Below are 16,596 nucleotides of genomic sequence, written 5' to 3'. Positions count from 1 at the left end.
CACCCTCCATATGGAAAGCACACTTTACATATGGAGGGAATGATGGGTAACGCGCGACGCTATGTGATGGAATTGCTGGCCAGCCTGACGGCCTATGCCCTGGTCCTGGTGGCGGTGAACAAGGCGGAGAAATGGGGCTGGATCCCCGACGCCCTGCTGATCCCGGCGGCCCTGCTGCCGATGCTGCCGGGCATCGCCACCGTCTGGGTGATCATGCGCCATATCCGCAGCCTGGATGAGATGCAGCGCCGCATGCAGTTCGAGGGGCTGGCCTTCGGCTTCACCATGACGGCGCTGATCACCTTCTCCTACGGCTTCCTGGAGGGGCAGGGGCTGCCCCGGCTGTCGATGTTCGCCGTCCTGCCGCTGATGAACGTCCTGTGGGTGCTGGGCTATGTGCTGGCCTGCCGACGCTATCGCTGAAAGGGCACCGCCATGAAGAACCGGTTGAAGGACCTGCGTGCCGAACGCGGCTGGTCCCAGGGCGATCTGGCCGACAAGTTGGCCGTCTCGCGCCAGACGGTGAACGCGCTGGAGAATGGCCGCTACGACCCCAGCCTGCCACTGGCCTTCGCCATCGCCAAGCTGTTCGGCCAGCCGATCGAGGCGATCTTCCAGGAGGATTGATGCCGGTTACCGATGAGCAGGGCTCATCGGTAACCGGTACGGCGGCGACTGCCGCCGCGCGGCACGTGCCGCGTAGCCAAGCCGCCGGACGGCGGCGCCCGGCGAGTGAGGGAACATCATATACGGAAGAGAGGTGCCCGTGCCGCGCCAGCAGGTTATAGTATGTTCACAAGGGCTTCCGGCCCTGACGGGCATGGGCCGGGGCGGATAGCAGGGTCAACAGCGGCGGTGACTAGCATGAATCTCGAACTTCGCACCTTCTCCATCCGGGACGCCGCCGCCGAGGAGGATGAGCAACGGATCGCCAACTTCCTGCGCACGGTGGAGGTGGAACGGATCGACACGGCCTATGCCGAGGGCGGCTGGCGGGTGATGGTCCATTTCCGCGACCTGCGCCGGCGGGAGGAGCAGGCACAGATCGAATCGGCCATCCAGGAGGCGCTGAACATCTGGCGCGGCGACGTGGCCCGCACCCAGGGCATCGGCCGCGATGAGGTGATCAGCAACCAGTTGCTGGCGGAAGTGGCACGCTTCGCCCCCACGACGGAGGTGGAACTGTCGGTCATCGCCTCCAGCCTGGGTGAGAATACCCAGAAGCATGGCGCCGCCATCGTCGCCGTCGTGCGCCAGACCATGGAAGAGCTGACGGGGTAAGACGTCGATGCGTCTTCTTTTCGGGTTCGTCAGGGCTGGATAGGATCTTCTCTCCTGGCCTTCGCCGGGGAGGCGGATAAAGTAGTGATTCTACTCAATCCGCCATGCTCTCAATCCGCCGCCCGCGCCATCAGGCGGCGGGTTTCGGCCGGATCGGTGGACAGCGGCACCGTGAAGCTGGCGATGGTGCCGCGGCCCGGCGTGCTTTCCAGCTTCAACTCGCCGCCATGGCGCAGCACCAGATCGCGCACCAGGGTCAGACCCAGGCCGGTTCCGGTCTCCCCCTGGGTGCCCGGCCGGCTGGCCTTGGGCCCGCCGCGCAGCGCCAGGGCCAGCTGAGCGGGCTCCATGCCCACACCCTTGTCGGTCACCGCCACTTCCAGGCGGTCGCCCAGGGCCCGGCTGGTGACATGCACGACGCCCCCCTGGTGACTGAATTTCACCGCATTCATCAGCAGATTGCGCAGCACCGCCAGGATCATGGTCCGGTCGGCCAGGACCCAGCGGTCGCCGACCGCATCCAGGATGGTGATCTCCTTGCCCTGGGCCGCCGACGCCACATCGCGGATGGCGTCGCTCACCACCTCGCGCATGGGGAAGAGGGCGGGCGCGAACGGCGTGCCCGACATCTGCACCCGCGACCATTGCAGCAGGTTCTCCAGCAGCTCAAAAACCTTGCGCGCCATCTCATGCACGGAGCGGGCGAAGTCCGCCACCTCGTCCGGCTTCATCTTGGGCGCGTGGTCGGCCAGCTCCTGGGTCATGCCCAGCATGGAATTGAACGGCCCGCGCAGATCGTGGGAGATCAGCGAGAAGAAACGCGTCTTCTCCCGGTTCAGGAAATCCAGCTCGTCATGGGCGGCACGCAGGTCGGTCAGCGCCCTTTCCGCCGCATCGCGGGCCTCCCGCTCCGCCAGCGCCGCCGTGTCGCGCACGGCGAGCGCCCGCAGCATCAGTCGCCGCGCCACGAACACCACCACCAGCACCGCCGCCAGGAAACCCGCCACGGAGATCAGCACGTCGGTCAGCAGCGGCAGCAGCGAGGCGCCGGACGGTGCGATATAGATGACGCGCCAGGGCGCCTGTTTCAGCGGCACGGAGACGACATGATTGTCCAGGATGCCGTGGCGCAGCGTGCCTTCCGCCATCGCACCGCCGGGGATCAGGTCCGCCACATTGCGCGGCAAGGGCTGATCGGTACGTTGCCCGCTGCCGGTGATCACATCGCCCTTGGCATCCACCAGCAGCAGCATGGAATTGGTGCGCGTGACGGCGCCCAGCACGCTGCGCAGGCCGGTAATGGGCAAATCAATGGCGATCGCACCCGCATAGCGGCCCTGAAGCGTCAGGGGCAAAGCCAGCATGGCGCTGCCCGGCAGGTCGCCGGCAGGTCCCATCAAGGTCCAGACCGGCTTGCCTTCGGGATTGGCTTGGGGGCCCGCGTTGACGAAGGCAGGCAGGGTGCCGGCCAGGGGCAGCATATCCACCTGCCAGCTTTCCACCCAGGGATGGACGGCCACCATACCCGACAGCGAGGCATAGATCAGGCGCCGCGTGTCCGGCACCACCTTCTGCGTCACGGCCATCAGCGGCAGCAGTTGCACCGCCATCGCCGCCTCCTGCCGCCAGCCAGCATCATCGGGGCGCGACAAGTGGGTATCGGTACCCAGCGCCGCCAGCGGCAGAGCCACGACATTGCCGATCTGGTCCAGCAGATAGGGCGGGGGCAGCCGGTCCAGCGAGAAGCCGCGCTGCGGATCATTGCGGACATTGCTGGCCAGAAAGGCGGTCAGCAGGTTGGTCTGCGGCACATCGTCGGGTGCCGGATATTCGGCATAGAAGAACTCCGCGCGCTGACGCAGTGCCTCCAGATGACCGACGGCGACCCGCATCTGCATGTCCAGGGCGCCAGCACGGGTGCGAATCTGCCCACCCAGCGCCGTTTCGAAGGCGCGGACGCGGTCGCTGGCATGCGACCAGAGCAGCACACCCCCCAGGAGGACGCCGGCCAGCAGGGCAAGCACCAGCATGCGGTCCGCATGCGCCGCCTCTGCCAGCACCATCCGCCACCGCTTGAAAGCCACCTGCCCCGCCTTTGTCCGCATTGAAGCCAAGGTTGCCTGAAATGCTTGGCCTGCAAGGGCCTTGGCCCCGATCCCCATCCTGCTGACAGTGTTATCACCAAAGGGGCAGGGCGGGCAACGCGACAGCCCTGGGTGGCGATGGGGAATCCCACGGCCACCGGTGCCACGGGCGGGGCAATATTTTTTTGGAACGAAAGCGCTTGACACCCGGCCCACACCCCTCTATCACCGCGCTCCACAAGAAGGGCGCGTAGCTCAGGGGTTAGAGCACTCGCCTGATAAGCGAGAGGTCGGTGGTTCGATTCCACCCGCGCCCACCATCCCTTCTTGATGCGCTAAAAAGCCGGCTTCCAGCCGGCTTTTTGCATTGTGGTGTTCCCGCAGGCGCCGGGCGCCACCATCCGGTGGATTGACTTATGCCGCACGCGCGGCGCAACGGCCGTCGCTGCCGCAGCGGTTTTCGGATGCCCCGAAAACCGCTCGGGGTCTTTGCCTGATCAGCCCGCATGCCCATCTGCAAGCCTTGTTCCTTCGCAACCGCGAGATCGGCCTCCGCCATGGCATCCCTGCCCGGTATCTTCATCTCCCACGGCTCCCCCCTGCTGGCACTGGAGCCCGAGGCCCCCGCCCACCGTTTCCTGAAGGGGCTTTCCGGCCTGCTGGAGCGCCCCACGGCCATCCTGGCCGTCTCTGCCCATTGGGAGACGCCCCGGCCCGCCTTGTCGCTGGCAGCGCAGCCCGCGACCATCCACGACTTCCGGGGCTTCCCGCCGGCCTTGTTCGCCATGCAATATCCCGCCCCCGGCGCACCGGCCCTGGCGGAGCGGGCGGGCGCCCTGCTGGCCCAGGCCGGTCTGGAGGTGGCCTACAGCCCCGATCGCGGCCTGGACCATGGCGCCTGGACGCCGCTGACCCTGGCCTGGCCGGCGGCCGACATCCCTGTCACCCAGCTGTCGGTGCAGCCGCATCTGGATGCAGCCCATCACGCCGCCGTCGGGGCCGCCCTGCGCCCCTTGCGCGATGAAGGGGTGCTGGTGCTGGGATCGGGCAGCTTCAGCCACAATCTTTATGAATTCCGCGGCCAGGACCCGGCGGCCCCGTCGCCGGCCTGGGTGACGGTCTTTGCCGACTGGATGCGCCGGGCGCTGCTGGAGGGGCGGACCGACGATCTGCTGGCCTGGGAACGCCTGGCGCCAGAGGCGAAGCGCAACCATCCCACGCCCGAACATCTCTGGCCGCTCTACACCGCCCTGGGCACCGCCACGCCGGGCCGCCCGGCCCGGTTGCTGCACAGCAGCACCGACCGCGCCATCCTGGCCATGGACGCCTTCGCGTTTGATTGAGGGGCTGAAAAGGCCGGCGGCATCATGCCCGGATGCTCCTCAAACGACCTCGCAGCCCCAACCGTCATAGTCGCCGCCATGCGCCGCGGCCAGTTCCATCAGGGCGATGGAGACCTCGCTCATCTTGTCCGGCGCATCGATCCGGACGAAGTCCAGGGCGACGTCGCCCGCGTCATCATGCATCCCCGCGATGGCCCATCCCTGCTCCACAACCGCCTTGGCAAAGGCGTCGCGGGCAGCGGGCGTGGGGAAATAGGCACGGTGGTCGATGGAACGGGGCTGGTCGGGATGGTCCCCGTTCTTGACCAACTGTTCGACCAGATCACGGTCCGCCATCCGCTGCTGATCGCGCGCGTCAGGGTAGAGGAAGTCGCGATAGGTCAGCCATTGCGGGTCGGGCCGGCTGCGCACAGTGAATTCATAGGATGGAAACGCGGCCATCACGCCCTGGGCCCATCTGTCGAACCAGGCCCTGTCCCGAAGCAGCAGCAGGCGTTTGACTTCCTTCATGTGGAAATAGAAGCAGCGGCGTCCATCGCTGGTCAGGCGGCCGACATACAGCATGCCCGCCTGTGCCGCCGCGGCCGACAGGGCATCACCGATGGCGCACAGCGCCTCGAACTCCTCCTGGCTGGACAGGCCGTCAGGACGCGGCTGTCGCATCACGACATCAACAAGGCCCAGGATCGGGAACCCTGGCACGGGCGCGTCAGCCGCGATGCCCATGTCCAGCATGATAGAGGCGGGCTGGTCATCGACATGCAGGCTGTAGAAGTTCCAGCGATCCGACATCACCCGCCCTCCCGGCCTATCCCCGCACCCAATCCGAAAGCCCCTTCACCACCTGCTCCATCTCCTCTTTCAGGCCGATGGTGATGCGCAGGCAGTGGCCAAGCCCGTAGGCGCCCATCTGGCGCACCAGGATGCCGCGTGATTTCAGCAATTGCCGCGCGGCCTCCGGGTCGGCCTTCGGGCCTTGCTGCCCGCTGAAATCGACCAGGACGAAATTGGCGATGGAGGGATGGACGGTCAGGCCCAGGGCCTGGACCTGCGCCACGAACCAGGCGCGGTTGGCCTCGTTCAGCTCCCGGCTGCGTTCCACGAACTCCCCGTCCTCCATGGCGGCGATGCCGGCCGCGATGGCACTGGAGGAGATGTTGAAGGGCCCGCGCACGCGGTTCAGCACATCGGCGACACCGGCCGGACAATAGGCCCAGCCCAGCCGCACGCCGCCCAGGGCATGGATCTTGGAGAAGGTGCGGGTCATCACGACATTGGGGAAGCGCTCCACCAGCTCTACCCCGGTGCTGTAATCGTTCAGGCGCACATATTCGCCATAGGCCGCATCGATGACCAGCAGCACATGGGCGGGCAGCCCGGCATGCAGCCGCGCCATTTCCGGCGCCGTCAGATAGGAGCCGGTGGGATTGTTGGGATTGGCGATGAACACGATGCGCGTGCGTTCATTCACCCGCGCCAGAATGGCATCGACATCGGCCCTCAAGCCCGATTCGGGTGCGGCGACCGGCATGGCGCCCACCGACTTGGCGGCGATGGGATAGATCAGGAAGCCGTGGCGGGAATAAAGCACCTCCGTCCCCGGCCCGGCATAGCATCTGGTCAGCAGCTGCAACAGCTCGTCCGACCCGGCACCGCAGACGATGCGGGCGGGATCATAGCCATGGCGCCGGCCGATGGCGTCGCGCAAGCCCATGGCGCTGCCGTCGGGATAACGGTGAATCTCGCCGGCCAGCGACTGATAGGCCGCCACCGCCTTGGGGTTGGGGCCCAGCGCCCCTTCGTTCGATGCCAGCCGGATCAGCCGATGCGCCCCCGGTGCATGCGCCTCCCCACCCAGATAGGGGGCGATATCCAGGATGCCGGGATTGGGAATCGGACCGCTCATGGGGCACCTTCGGGAAGGAGCTCTGTATGGGAAGGCATGGGAAGCGCCCTGTCACCCCTTGGGCAGGGTCACCGGCGTGGCATAGGCGCCGATGGGCAGCACGCTGGAGGCATTGTCGCCCAGGCGCTGCAACGTGGCGGCCAGACGCGGATCGTCCAGCGGCACGAAGCCTTCCACCTCCACCATATGCACGGCACCGCCGCCGCCGGGCAGATGGTGGGTGCGCAGCTGCAAGGTGGCGAAGCCGGACCCTTCCAGCACATCCTTCAACCGGCCACGGCTGACATCCTGCGTCACCTCCACGGCCAGCAGGGTGCGGTCGTCGCCGGTGGCCTCCATGGGCACGGCGGCCAGGACCAGGGCGTCGCCACCCTCGCGCCCCACCGTCTCCCCCACCGTGCGCAGAAAGGGCAGGCGGGCGATGATGCGCGGTGTCTTGGGGTCGGGCGACAGGATGTAACGCCACCAGGGGTCGTTATCATCCTCCTCCGGCCAGGGAACGACGGCCAGCGTGGCGGTCCCCTCTGACACGGCGCGCAGGGCCGCCATGGGGGTGTTCACCGGGAAGGCGGGGGTGGTGGACCCGAAATGATCGCGGGCATTATCCCAGAGCGGGCTGATCGCCTCCCCCGGGCAGACGACGGCCACGGCCAGCGGGCCCTGGATGCGGGTCAGTGCCGCGATCATCTCGCGCCACATGCGCACCACCGCATCCAGCGGAAAGGCACCGGAATGCCGCTCCACCAGATTGCGGACGATCTCCGCCTCGCGGCCGGGGCGGATATAGGGTCGGCCGGGCGGCTTGACCTTGGCCACCTCCTCCACCACCTGCGCACGGCGCATCAGCAGCATATGGATCTCCGCATCGATCGTGTCGATCTGGCGGCGCAAGTCGTCCAAAGTCGGTTTGGTGGGCATGAGGGCCGGGCTCGGGTCCTTCGGGGCGGATAGTATTAGGCGGGATGCCCTCTCGAAATCAAAGAAAACATTGACACCCGCCGGCCCCGTTCATAGCTCTTGTCCCCCAGCACGGCAGGCCCGAGACGGGTTTGCCATACCGGGTCGCACGACCTGACGGGATAATCGGCAAGCATGACCGCGGCATTCGACACGCACAGCCAGGACCCCAGCGAAGCCGCCAGTTCCAGCCGGGCAGGCTTCCTGCGCCTGGGCACCGAACAGCCGCTGGAACTGGATGGCGGCGGCACGCTGGCCGGGTTCCGCCTAGCCTACCGCACCTATGGCACGCTGAATGCCGACCGGTCGAACGCCGTGCTGGTCTGCCATGCGCTGACCGGCGACCAGTATGTGGCCGAACCGCATCCGGTGACGGGCAAGCAGGGCTGGTGGAACCTGATGATCGGCCCCGGCCGGCCCGTGGATACCGACCGGTTCTTCGTCATCTGCGCCAACGTCATCGGCGGCTGCATGGGCAGCGAGGGGCCGAAGGAGATCGACGCGGTCACAGGCAAACCCTGGGCGCTGAATTTCCCCGTCATTACCATCGCCGACATGGTGCGGGCCCAGAAGATGCTGGTGGACAGTTTCGGCATCGACCAGCTGTTCTGCGTCATCGGCGGGTCGATGGGCGGGATGCAGGTGCTGCAATGGGCCGTCAGCTATCCCGACAAGGTCTATTGCTGCCTGCCCATCGCCACGGCCGCCCGGCACAGCGCCCAGAACATCGCCTTCCATGAGGTGGGGCGACAGGCCATCATGGCCGACCCCGACTGGCGCCAGGGCGATTACCTGAACCAGGGCACGCGCCCGACCAAGGGCCTGTCGGTGGCGCGCATGGCGGCGCACATCACCTATCTGTCGGAACCGGCCTTGCACCGCAAGTTCGGGCGCAACCTGCAGGATCGCAAGTCGATCACCTTCGGTTTTGATGCCGATTTCCAGGTGGAAAGCTATCTGCGCTACCAGGGGATCAGCTTCGTCGAGCGGTTCGACGCCAATTCCTATCTCTATATCACCCGCGCCATGGATTATTTCGACCTGGCGGCCGACCATGGCGGGGTGCTGGCCAATGCTTTCCGGGTGAAGGGTCCGGACGGGCGCCCCGTCGGCACGCCGGTGAAATTCTGCGTCATCAGTTTTTCCAGCGACTGGCTGTTCCCCACACCTGAAAGCCGGGCCCTCGTCCACGCGCTGAACGCCGTGGCGGCCAATGTCAGCTTCGTGGAGGTCGAGACCGACAAGGGCCACGACGCCTTCCTGCTGGATGTGCCGGAATTCTACCAGGTGGCGAGAGGCTTCATCGAGGGCCATGCCGCCCGGCGCGGCCTGGCCGCCAAGGTGGAGTGAACAGGACCATGGCCGTGACCTCCCTGCTGCCCCCCACCTCGTCCATCCGCAGCGATCTGGAAAGCATCGTCGACTGGGTGGAACCCGGTGCCCGTGTCCTGGATGTCGGCTGCGGCGACGGGGAACTGCTGCACGCCCTGGTCCATCGCAAGCAGGTGGACGGGCGCGGGATCGAACTGTCCATGGACGGGGTGCGGACATCGGTGGCGCGCGGCCTGGCCGTGATCCAGGGCGATGCCGACACCGACCTGAAGGATTATCCCAGCGGCGGGTTCGACTATGTGGTCCTGTCACAGACCCTGCAGGCCACCCGCCATCCGCGCAAGGTGCTGGACCATCTGGTCCGCATCGGCCGGCATGCCATCGTGTCGGTGCCCAATTTCGGCTATTGGCGGGTGCGGACCGACCTGCTGCTGCGCGGGCGGATGCCGGTGACCGACCGGCTGGGCCATGAATGGTACGAGACGCCCAATATCCACTTTTGCACCATCGCCGACATGGTGGCGCTGTGCCAGGATATGGGCGTCGATATCGAACGCAGCCTGATCCTGGGTGCCGACGACCGGCCCGTGCCCGCCCCGGCGGACAGCGTCCGCGCCAATTGGCTTGGCGTGCAGGCCGTCTTCTTGCTGCAACGCAGCTAAGGAAATTTCGTTAAAACCATACAGAAGGTTATAAACGAACTTTCCCCCTTGCCCCCTACCGCTTTTGGGTGCAGTCTTTTGTGACGGTTCGGCGGCAAGTGGGTGACAATACAGCCCCCCAGCGCATTCCCCGCCCCCTTGGTGCCGGACCGGCCCTTTTGGACCCTGGCCCCGTCTTCGGACAGGCGGCGCCACAGAGACGGGAGGCCGACAACATGCTCCGACCCCAACGCGCCTATGCCGACATGGCCGGCAACCTGCGCCGCGCGCGCCAGCGCCTGGAACGGCTGGAATATGTATCCACGGCCCTGATGGGATTGTCGCTGGCCCTGCTTGTCGGGGCGGCGATGATGTGAGGGGTGGGGGCGGTCTCTCCGTGCCGCCCCACCCATTGCCCTGTTCCGCTTAGTTTCTGCTATCCTTACACGGCCCCCGGCATCGCCTGGGGCCGTTTTCTTGTTCACTTGCCGCCACCAGACGGGAATATCACCGTGCGCTATCTGTCCTGGATCCTCACTTTGCCGCTGACGGCCCTGGCCATTTCGTTTGCCGTGTCGAACCTGCTGCCGGTGCAACTGGCCCTCTGGCCCCTGGTCGGGACGGTGGAGGTGCCGGCCTTTGCCCTGGTGCTGGTCACGCTGGTGGTGGGCTTCTTCGCGGGCGGGCTGACCGTCTGGCTGGGCCATCACAGCCACCGCCGCAATGCCCGCCAGCATCAGGCCCGCGCCGACCGGCTGCAAAAGGAACTCGACGCCGCCCGCGCCAGCAGCGCCGCCACTATCCAGCCTCCACGCTGATGCCTGTTGCCATCGCCGCATATCACGCCGACAATGCCCTGAAACAAGTGTTTGAATTTTAGGGAAGGGAAAATAGGCGATGACGGAACCGAAACAGCCGGCACTGACGCTGGCCGAATATCAGGCGCGGATCGGCACGGAACTGGCCCGGTCGGACTGGCAGGTGGTGGACCAGGGCATGATCGACCGGTTCGCCGACCTGACGGGTGACCATCAGTTCATCCATGTCGATCCGGTCCGCGCAGCTGCCACGCCGCTGGGCGGTACGGTGGCGCACGGGTTCCTGACCCTGTCGTTGCTGGGTGCTGTCGGCATGCAGATGCTGCCGCCGCTGGCCGGCACGGGCATGAGCTTCAATTACGGTTTCGACAAGCTGCGCTTCATCACGCCCGTGCATAGCGGCCGGCGCATCCGCACCGTTCTGACCCTGCTGGCCGTGGAGGCCAAGGGGCCGGGCCAGACCCTGATGCGCTATGGCGTGGTGGTGGAGGTCGAAGGATCGGACAAGCCGGCGCTGGCCGCCGAATGGCTGGCCATGATGGTCAAGGCATAGAGCGGTTTGGGTTCACCGAAACCGCGCCGGCGGCGACTGCCGCCGCGCCGCTCGTGCGGCGTGAAGCCAAGGGCGCGGATGCGCCCGCCCGGCGCCTGAGGAAGCGCGAAAACTACCCCTTCACCACATCCCCGGCCCCCCGGAACAGCAGGTCGCGCGGGCTGACCGCGGCGATGAAGGCGGCGAAGTCGCGGTCCTCGCCATGCATGACATCGTGATAGGCGTCGAACAGATCCTCATAGAGGTGCAGTTCCTTCAGCAAGGCCGTCTTCTGCTGCAACGACGCCTGCGCCATCAGCTCCGTATGCAGCATGGCCAGCCCGGCCACGCGCCAGTCGGCCCCGGCAAAGACCGGGATCAACACCAGATTCTCGGTCGCCTTGTTACCGGCGGAGAAGATGACGCGGCCCAGGCGCAGGGCGCGGCGCTTGCTGCCCGTGGCGACCCGCCCGCCATCATAGCCCGACGGCCGCCCCTCCGACACGCCGACGCGCGCACCGGCGGTCAGCACCTCCCCCTTCAGCGCATAAAGGATACCACCGGCCACATTGGTCAGGACCGAGGAGAAGGCGATCAGCGTCTGCCGGTCCGATTCGGCCAGCGCCTCATGCGACACGCCCAGCGCCGACAGGGTGGACAGGATCGACGGCGCAATTTCCCGCGCGGGGCGGGAGATGCCGACGGTGACCGTCTTGGCCTGGTGGCGGATGGTGTCGACGGGACGGCTGGTCTCCTCGAACAGCTTGCGCGCCAGCTCGACCCCACCGGTCAGCAGGGTGGCACGGCTGCCGGCATCGGCATTGGCCAGGGCGGTGGACAGGGCGGCCAGCTGCGCCACGGCACGCGGCGGCAAGGCGGCATCCTGCTCACCCTCGGCGATGCGCCGCATCTCCACGGCAATGGCATCGACGATGGGGGCCAGCGGCCGGTCCGCCTCAACCAGCGCCTGTTCGATGGAAACGCCCAGGGCGCGGAAACCCTGCGACCGGCGGTCGATGGCACGCGCCGCGTGGAAGCCCCAGAGATGGCCAACCACCGTGGCCAGCACGAAATCCAGGCCGGCTCCGGCCGACGGCACGCGGATCACCGCTTCGGCATAGGTGTCGAAGCAGGTCTCCCCCTTGGCGGCGATGACCAGCGGCTTGCCGGCATGCGCCTTGAAGATCGCCACTTCCTTGGCCGTGTCCTGGGCCAGCAGCGGCGGCAAATCGTTGGCGATGACCAGGGTCAGCGGTTCGGTGGACAGGTCGATATGCTTCTTGTCCTCGGTGAAATCCACAGGAATGGATTTGTAGCAAAGCTCCGACAGCTTGATGCGGATCTCTTCCGCCGCGATCTTGTTGGGACCATTGCCCACCACGGCCCAATAGCGGTTCTGCGGGGCGTAGCGTTCGGCACAGGCCGCGATCTGGGCTTCATCGTCCAGCACTTCCTGGATGCGGGACGGCAGGCCCTCCAGCGCCACCAGCTCGTCATGGATCTGTGTGGGTGACAGGGTGCCCAGCGCGTCGGCGATGCACAGCGCCGTCAGCTTGCCGGCCGCCACCTGGCTGTAGAAGGCCTTGGTGGAGGCCACCGCCATTTCGATATCGCGCCCGTCGCTGGTGAACAGGTGACTGTCGGATTTACGGACCAGCGGGCTGTTACGGCGGTTGACGATGGCGTGGATCCAGGCGCCGGCGGCGCGGGCCAGATCGACGGTGCGGTTGGTGTCGGTGGTGGTGCCGGACTGGCTGATGGCGATGACGATGGCATCGTCCAGCTTGGCCCCGTCCAGGTCGGACGACAGTTCCGAGGCCTTGGCCGCCTCCACATGGATCGACGTGCCGGGCAGCGCCTGGCGCAGCAGATGGGCGACACCCATGCCGGCGATGGCAGCCGTGCCCTGGCCCGTCACGAAGATACGGCGGATGGCGGGCCGGGCCGGGTCGGCCAAGCGGCGGCGCAGGCCCGCCCAGATACCGTCGGCACCCAGGTCAAAGCTGGCGGCGCGGCCCTGGCGGGTATAACGGCCGACCAGCGTCTTGCGCACCGACCCCGCACTTTCATGCACTTCCTTTTCAAAGAAATGCGCGAAGTCGCCGCGGAAGATGTCGCGGCTGAAAATCTCGATGGTTTCGGGCTTCAGCTCCGTCACCGCCCCGTCATCGATGGTGCGGGCACAAAGCGCCGGCTCACCGTCCAGGGTGGACAAGGTGACGGACAGCCCGCCCTTTTCCACCTTGGCCATGGCAATCGACGCGCGGGCGCGCGGCGCCAGACCATAATTCTCCGACGCCACGATCAACCCATCGCGGACTTGCGCCAGGAACAGCGACTGGCCGCTGCCCTTCTGCCCGAAATAAAGGTGCTGCGGCTCCGTCGGGTGCAACAGGCCGATGGCCACCGACCCTTCGAACTGGCGCAGCGCCGACAGGAACCGGTCGCCGGTATTCCGGCCCGGTGTCAGGCGGAAGGTGACGGGGATGATCTTGGCATCGGTGGTGACATGTGCCGGCACCTCATGCCCCGCCGCCCGGACCAGCCCATCCTTCAGCCCGCGATAATTGTCGATATCGCCATTCAGGACGGCCATCACATCGGCATCGGGCGCCAGCACGGGGACATTGTCGCCCGCCAGCCGGCCCGATTGCGGATGACAGTTGGACAGGTTGATGGCCCCGTGCGAGGCCCAGCGCGTATGCGCCAGGATGCCCACCTGATCGGCCCGCGCCGCGATGGACCAGAACAGGCCGTCGGCCCGCAGCTTGGCCCGGATGGTGGCGCCATTATCGCCCAGCTGGCCGATCAGCTGCGCCACCTTATAGGTGAAGCGCGCCGTGGCCCCGCCATCGGCCAGACTGTGGAAGCTGACGGCACCATCGGCATCGGACGTGTCCCGCCCGGCCGAAACCGCCTGCCGGCGCCAATCGGCCACCTGCCCGTCCGACAGGGGACCGGGCAGCCGCAGCTGGATCGACAGGCCGGCGCTGTCGCGGCCACGCACCTCCAGCCGGTCCAGATTCTCCAGCACCTGTTCGGTGGCCCAGGCGGTGAAATGCTGGGCGCGGGCCGGGGCCGGGATGCCGCCGATCAGCGACAGGGTGCGGTCGATATTGGTCAGCACCTCGTTGCGCAGCTGCCAGCCATAATCGCGCAGCCGCTCGGCCGTGCGCTCGGCCGCCGGATCGCGGGCGATGGCGCTGGCCTTCAGTTCCGCTTCCAGCCCCTCGATCCGGCTGGCGGCCTGGGACAGCCGGTCACGCAGGTCGGCGCGCTCCACCAGGGCCAGATGCGTGGCGAACGCCATCAGATCGTCGAAACGGGCATGCAACTGGTCCAGCACCGCGTCGATGCCGGCGGGATTGTCGATGCCGGCATCGCGCAAACTGTCGGCCAGCAGGGCGATCCAGGCGACATCATGGTCCCGGTGCCAGGTCAGGTTCGACAGAAAGCCCGCAATGCCGCACATGTCCGCAATCCTTCGTAAAGATACGCTGTGTTGATACCCCGAGGCTCCGCCCGGTGCAAATAATGTGGATTTGGCTGACGAAAGGGGCGGAATTGCGGTGACCGGGAATGGGTCAACGAAGCTGCAGCAAATCCCACTTATTGCCATACAGGTCCTGGAACACCGCGACGCTGCCATAGGCCTCGTGCCGTGGTTCCTCCAGGAACACCACGCCCGCCGCCCTCATCGCCGCATGGTCGCGGGCAAAATCGTCGGTATGCAGGAACAGGAAGACCCGGCCGCCGGCCTGGCATCCCACCTGCGCGTCCTGCTCGGGCCCGACCGCCCGGGCCAGCAGCAGGCGCGTTTCCACTGCACCCCTTGGCGCCATCAGCACCCAGCGCTTGCCCCCGCCCAGGTCGGTATCGGACACAAGCGTAAAGCCCGCCTTGTCGCGATACCAGGCGATGGCCTGGTCATAATCATGCACCAGCAGGGTCAGGGCGCCGATGGCAGCCATGGGATCAGTCGCGCAGCAGGTCGTTAATCGAGGTCTTGGACCGGGTCTGGGCATCCACGCGCTTGACGATCACCGCGCAGGACAGGGACGGACCCGGCGTGCCGTCGGGCAGCGGTTTTCCGGGCAGGCTGCCGGGGACCACGACGGAATAGGCGGGCACGCGGCCCACGAACACCTCACCCGTGGAGCGGTCGATGATCTTGGTGGTGGCGCTGATGAACACGCCCATGGACAGGACGGCCCCCTGCTCCACGATCACGCCCTCGACCACTTCCGACCGGGCGCCGATGAAGCAATCATCCTCGATGATCACCGGGCCGGCCTGCAACGGCTCCAGCACGCCGCCGATACCCACGCCGCCCGACAGATGCACATTCCGGCCGATCTGGGCGCAGGACCCGACCGTGGCCCAGGTATCGACCATGGTGCCCTTGTCCACGAAGGCGCCGACATTGACGAAGCTGGGCATCAGCACCACACCCGGCGCCACATAGGCGCTGCGGCGGACGACACTGCCCGGCACGGCGCGGAAGCCGGCTTGGCGCCAGGCATTCTCGTCCCAGCCTTCGAACTTGGACGGCACCTTGTCCCACCAGAAGGCCCCGCCCGGCGCTCCGGCGATCATGGTGTTGTCGTTCAGGCGGAAGGACAGCAGCACGGCCTTTTTCAGCCACTGGTTCACCTGCCAGGAACCGTCCCGCTTCTCCGCCACGCGGGCATCACCGGCATCCAGCAGGAACAGCGCACGGTTGACGGCGTCGCGCACGTCCCCTTCGGTGGAAAAGCCGAGCGTGGCCCGGTCTTCCCAGGCCTGGTCGATGATGCGGGCAAGGTCGGCGTGGCTGGTCATTGCGGGGCAGTCCCTGTCATGGGTGGGCGAAGTTGGCGGCGACTTTGGGCCGCGCCCGCCGGACCTGTCAACGCGGGCCGCCGCAAGGCGCCCATGCCCGCACGACCGTTCGCAAAGCCTTAGCGCAGGTGCCGCGTCAACCCGTCCAGCCAGACTTCCACATCCTCGATCACATGATGCACATGCTCACCGGGATGGTCGGGTAGAGGCTTCACCGCACCCGGCTTCAGGTCGGGATGAGAGAACTCGCTGTCGGTACGGACCCAGACCGTGGTCATCCCGGCCGCCGCAGCCGGCAGCAGGTTGCGGTGCAGATCCTCCACCATCGCGGCCCGATCCGGCTTCAGGCCGAAGCGACGGATCATGGTGGCATAGGGCGCAGGGTCGGGCTTGGGCACGTAATCGGCGGCCACAATGTCGAAAATGCCGTCGAAATGGTCGGCCACGCCCAGCCGGGCCAGCACATTCTCCGCATGGCGCACCGACCCGTTGGTGAAGACCAGCTTGCGCCCCGGCAGCGCCTTCAGCGAGGCGGCCAGCAAGGGTGAGGGATCGACCGGCGTCACGTCGATATCATGGACATAGGCCAGGAACTCTGCCGGCTCCATACCATGGTCGATCATCATCCCGCGCAAGGACGTGCCGTGGCGCCGGTAATAATCCTTCTGCTTGATGCGCGCCGTCTCCCGGTCCAGGCCCAGGGCCTGGGCGATATAGTCGGTGATGCGGACATCCACCTGGGCGAACAGGTTGCAGCGCGCGGGATAAAGCGTGTTGTCCAGGTCGAAGACCCAATGGTCCACATGGCCAAAAGGGTCGGCGGAGATCGCGATAGGCAGGGCGGCGGCGGGCTTGGATGCGTTTGTCATGATCGTAACATG

Annotated in this window: 17 protein-coding genes and 1 tRNA gene; 10 read left to right on the top strand and 8 right to left on the bottom strand. The window is 66.7% G+C overall.

All coding sequences use genetic code 11. From position 1 onward, the window contains the following. Positions 1-42: 42 nt before the first annotated feature. From AC1Q7F_RS17850 to AC1Q7F_RS17840, 3 genes are all read left to right on the top strand, one after another. Positions 43-423 (top strand): hypothetical protein, encoded by a 381-nt coding sequence (locus AC1Q7F_RS17850; protein WP_492509276.1) that lies wholly within the window; start codon positions 43-45, stop codon positions 421-423. Between the two features lie 12 nt (positions 424-435). After that, on the top strand, positions 436-627 hold the full coding sequence (locus AC1Q7F_RS17845; protein ID WP_492509274.1) for a helix-turn-helix transcriptional regulator: 192 nt from the start codon (positions 436-438) through the stop codon (positions 625-627). Positions 628-864: 237 nt separating this feature from the next. After that, entirely contained in the window at positions 865-1,281 is a 417-nt protein-coding gene (locus AC1Q7F_RS17840) for an HRDC domain-containing protein (RefSeq protein ID WP_492509272.1), read from the top strand. A 110-nt stretch (positions 1,282-1,391) separates the two neighbouring features. On the opposite strand, the gene AC1Q7F_RS17835 is transcribed toward AC1Q7F_RS17840, so the two are convergent. Further along, positions 1,392-3,365 carry a sensor histidine kinase gene (locus tag AC1Q7F_RS17835; RefSeq protein ID WP_492509270.1) on the bottom strand — a complete coding sequence of 658 codons (1,974 nt, stop codon included), beginning with the start codon at positions 3,363-3,365 and terminating at the stop codon, positions 1,392-1,394. 244 nt (positions 3,366-3,609) lie between these two features. Here AC1Q7F_RS17835 and AC1Q7F_RS17830 point away from each other — a divergent pair. Both AC1Q7F_RS17830 and AC1Q7F_RS17825 read left to right on the top strand, forming a co-directional pair. Beyond that, positions 3,610-3,685, top strand: a tRNA-Ile gene (locus AC1Q7F_RS17830). 237 nt (positions 3,686-3,922) lie between these two features. After that, entirely contained in the window at positions 3,923-4,708 is a 786-nt protein-coding gene (locus AC1Q7F_RS17825; protein WP_492509268.1) for a dioxygenase family protein, read from the top strand. Positions 4,709-4,747: 39 nt separating this feature from the next. Here the strand turns inward: AC1Q7F_RS17825 and AC1Q7F_RS17820 are convergent, their stop codons facing one another. The 3 genes from AC1Q7F_RS17820 to AC1Q7F_RS17810 are packed head-to-tail and all read right to left on the bottom strand — an operon-like array spanning position 4,748 to position 7,532. Then, positions 4,748-5,500: a DUF695 domain-containing protein gene (locus AC1Q7F_RS17820; RefSeq protein ID WP_492509266.1), complete on the bottom strand. Its 753-nt coding sequence runs from the start codon at positions 5,498-5,500 to the stop codon at positions 4,748-4,750. A 16-nt stretch (positions 5,501-5,516) separates the two neighbouring features. Beyond that, positions 5,517-6,614, bottom strand: a complete 1,098-nt coding sequence (gene hisC, locus AC1Q7F_RS17815) for a histidinol-phosphate transaminase (protein WP_492509264.1) — start codon at positions 6,612-6,614, stop codon at positions 5,517-5,519. A gap of 51 nt (positions 6,615-6,665) precedes the next feature. After that, a complete protein-coding gene (locus AC1Q7F_RS17810; RefSeq protein ID WP_492509262.1) occupies positions 6,666-7,532 on the bottom strand; it encodes a chorismate mutase in 867 nt (288 codons plus the stop codon). Between the two features lie 174 nt (positions 7,533-7,706). On the opposite strand from AC1Q7F_RS17810, the gene metX reads away from it, so the two are divergent. The 5 genes from metX to AC1Q7F_RS17785 all read left to right on the top strand — a co-directional run bounded on the left by metX (position 7,707) and on the right by AC1Q7F_RS17785 (position 10,915). After that, positions 7,707-8,921: a homoserine O-acetyltransferase MetX gene (gene metX / locus AC1Q7F_RS17805; protein WP_492509260.1), complete on the top strand. Its 1,215-nt coding sequence runs from the start codon at positions 7,707-7,709 to the stop codon at positions 8,919-8,921. A gap of 8 nt (positions 8,922-8,929) precedes the next feature. Then, complete coding sequence (gene metW, locus AC1Q7F_RS17800; protein WP_492509258.1) at positions 8,930-9,565, top strand: methionine biosynthesis protein MetW; 636 nt, start codon at positions 8,930-8,932, stop codon at positions 9,563-9,565. Positions 9,566-9,780: 215 nt separating this feature from the next. Further along, positions 9,781-9,921 (top strand): hypothetical protein, encoded by a 141-nt coding sequence (locus AC1Q7F_RS17795; protein WP_416573542.1) that lies wholly within the window; start codon positions 9,781-9,783, stop codon positions 9,919-9,921. Positions 9,922-10,056: 135 nt separating this feature from the next. Further along, entirely contained in the window at positions 10,057-10,362 is a 306-nt protein-coding gene (locus AC1Q7F_RS17790) for a lipopolysaccharide assembly protein LapA domain-containing protein (protein WP_492509256.1), read from the top strand. A gap of 79 nt (positions 10,363-10,441) precedes the next feature. Further along, complete coding sequence (locus AC1Q7F_RS17785; RefSeq protein WP_492509254.1) at positions 10,442-10,915, top strand: MaoC family dehydratase; 474 nt, start codon at positions 10,442-10,444, stop codon at positions 10,913-10,915. Positions 10,916-11,027: 112 nt separating this feature from the next. On the opposite strand, the gene AC1Q7F_RS17780 is transcribed toward AC1Q7F_RS17785, so the two are convergent. The 4 genes from AC1Q7F_RS17780 to AC1Q7F_RS17765 form a co-directional block, all read right to left on the bottom strand. Continuing rightward, on the bottom strand, positions 11,028-14,366 hold the full coding sequence (locus tag AC1Q7F_RS17780) for an SIS domain-containing protein (protein ID WP_492509252.1): 3,339 nt from the start codon (positions 14,364-14,366) through the stop codon (positions 11,028-11,030). A gap of 112 nt (positions 14,367-14,478) precedes the next feature. After that, the gene (locus tag AC1Q7F_RS17775) at positions 14,479-14,865 is read right to left on the bottom strand and encodes a VOC family protein (protein ID WP_492509250.1); all 387 of its coding nucleotides are present in this window, start codon (positions 14,863-14,865) and stop codon (positions 14,479-14,481) included. Positions 14,866-14,869: 4 nt separating this feature from the next. Further along, positions 14,870-15,715 carry a 2,3,4,5-tetrahydropyridine-2,6-dicarboxylate N-succinyltransferase gene (dapD, locus tag AC1Q7F_RS17770; protein ID WP_492509248.1) on the bottom strand — a complete coding sequence of 282 codons (846 nt, stop codon included), beginning with the start codon at positions 15,713-15,715 and terminating at the stop codon, positions 14,870-14,872. A gap of 119 nt (positions 15,716-15,834) precedes the next feature. Beyond that, positions 15,835-16,584, bottom strand: a complete 750-nt coding sequence (locus AC1Q7F_RS17765; protein ID WP_492509246.1) for a pyrimidine 5'-nucleotidase — start codon at positions 16,582-16,584, stop codon at positions 15,835-15,837. Positions 16,585-16,596: the final 12 nt, after the last annotated feature.

Source organism: Niveispirillum sp. GW835-FHT14G11, assembly GCF_058793615.1.
Note: the sequence above shows the minus strand (reverse complement) of the source record. Positions and strands in the feature narration are given on the sequence as shown.

What these genes read in the sequence shown, in the direction of transcription:
- AC1Q7F_RS17765 (WP_492509246.1), bottom strand. Translation starts at nt 16,584, where the DNA reads ATGACAAACGCATCCAAGCCCGCCGCCGCCCTGCCTATCGCGATCTCC.
- dapD (WP_492509248.1), bottom strand. Translation starts at nt 15,715, where the DNA reads ATGACCAGCCACGCCGACCTTGCCCGCATCATCGACCAGGCCTGGGAA.
- metX (WP_492509260.1), top strand. Translation starts at nt 7,707, where the DNA reads ATGACCGCGGCATTCGACACGCACAGCCAGGACCCCAGCGAAGCCGCC.
- AC1Q7F_RS17820 (WP_492509266.1), bottom strand. Translation starts at nt 5,500, where the DNA reads ATGTCGGATCGCTGGAACTTCTACAGCCTGCATGTCGATGACCAGCCC.
- AC1Q7F_RS17825 (WP_492509268.1), top strand. Translation starts at nt 3,923, where the DNA reads ATGGCATCCCTGCCCGGTATCTTCATCTCCCACGGCTCCCCCCTGCTG.
- metW (WP_492509258.1), top strand. Translation starts at nt 8,930, where the DNA reads ATGGCCGTGACCTCCCTGCTGCCCCCCACCTCGTCCATCCGCAGCGAT.
- AC1Q7F_RS17795 (WP_416573542.1), top strand. Translation starts at nt 9,781, where the DNA reads ATGCTCCGACCCCAACGCGCCTATGCCGACATGGCCGGCAACCTGCGC.
- AC1Q7F_RS17845 (WP_492509274.1), top strand. Translation starts at nt 436, where the DNA reads ATGAAGAACCGGTTGAAGGACCTGCGTGCCGAACGCGGCTGGTCCCAG.
- AC1Q7F_RS17840 (WP_492509272.1), top strand. Translation starts at nt 865, where the DNA reads ATGAATCTCGAACTTCGCACCTTCTCCATCCGGGACGCCGCCGCCGAG.
- AC1Q7F_RS17810 (WP_492509262.1), bottom strand. Translation starts at nt 7,532, where the DNA reads ATGCCCACCAAACCGACTTTGGACGACTTGCGCCGCCAGATCGACACG.
- AC1Q7F_RS17785 (WP_492509254.1), top strand. Translation starts at nt 10,442, where the DNA reads ATGACGGAACCGAAACAGCCGGCACTGACGCTGGCCGAATATCAGGCG.
- AC1Q7F_RS17850 (WP_492509276.1), top strand. Translation starts at nt 43, where the DNA reads ATGGGTAACGCGCGACGCTATGTGATGGAATTGCTGGCCAGCCTGACG.
- AC1Q7F_RS17775 (WP_492509250.1), bottom strand. Translation starts at nt 14,865, where the DNA reads ATGGCTGCCATCGGCGCCCTGACCCTGCTGGTGCATGATTATGACCAG.
- AC1Q7F_RS17780 (WP_492509252.1), bottom strand. Translation starts at nt 14,366, where the DNA reads ATGTGCGGCATTGCGGGCTTTCTGTCGAACCTGACCTGGCACCGGGAC.
- hisC (WP_492509264.1), bottom strand. Translation starts at nt 6,614, where the DNA reads ATGAGCGGTCCGATTCCCAATCCCGGCATCCTGGATATCGCCCCCTAT.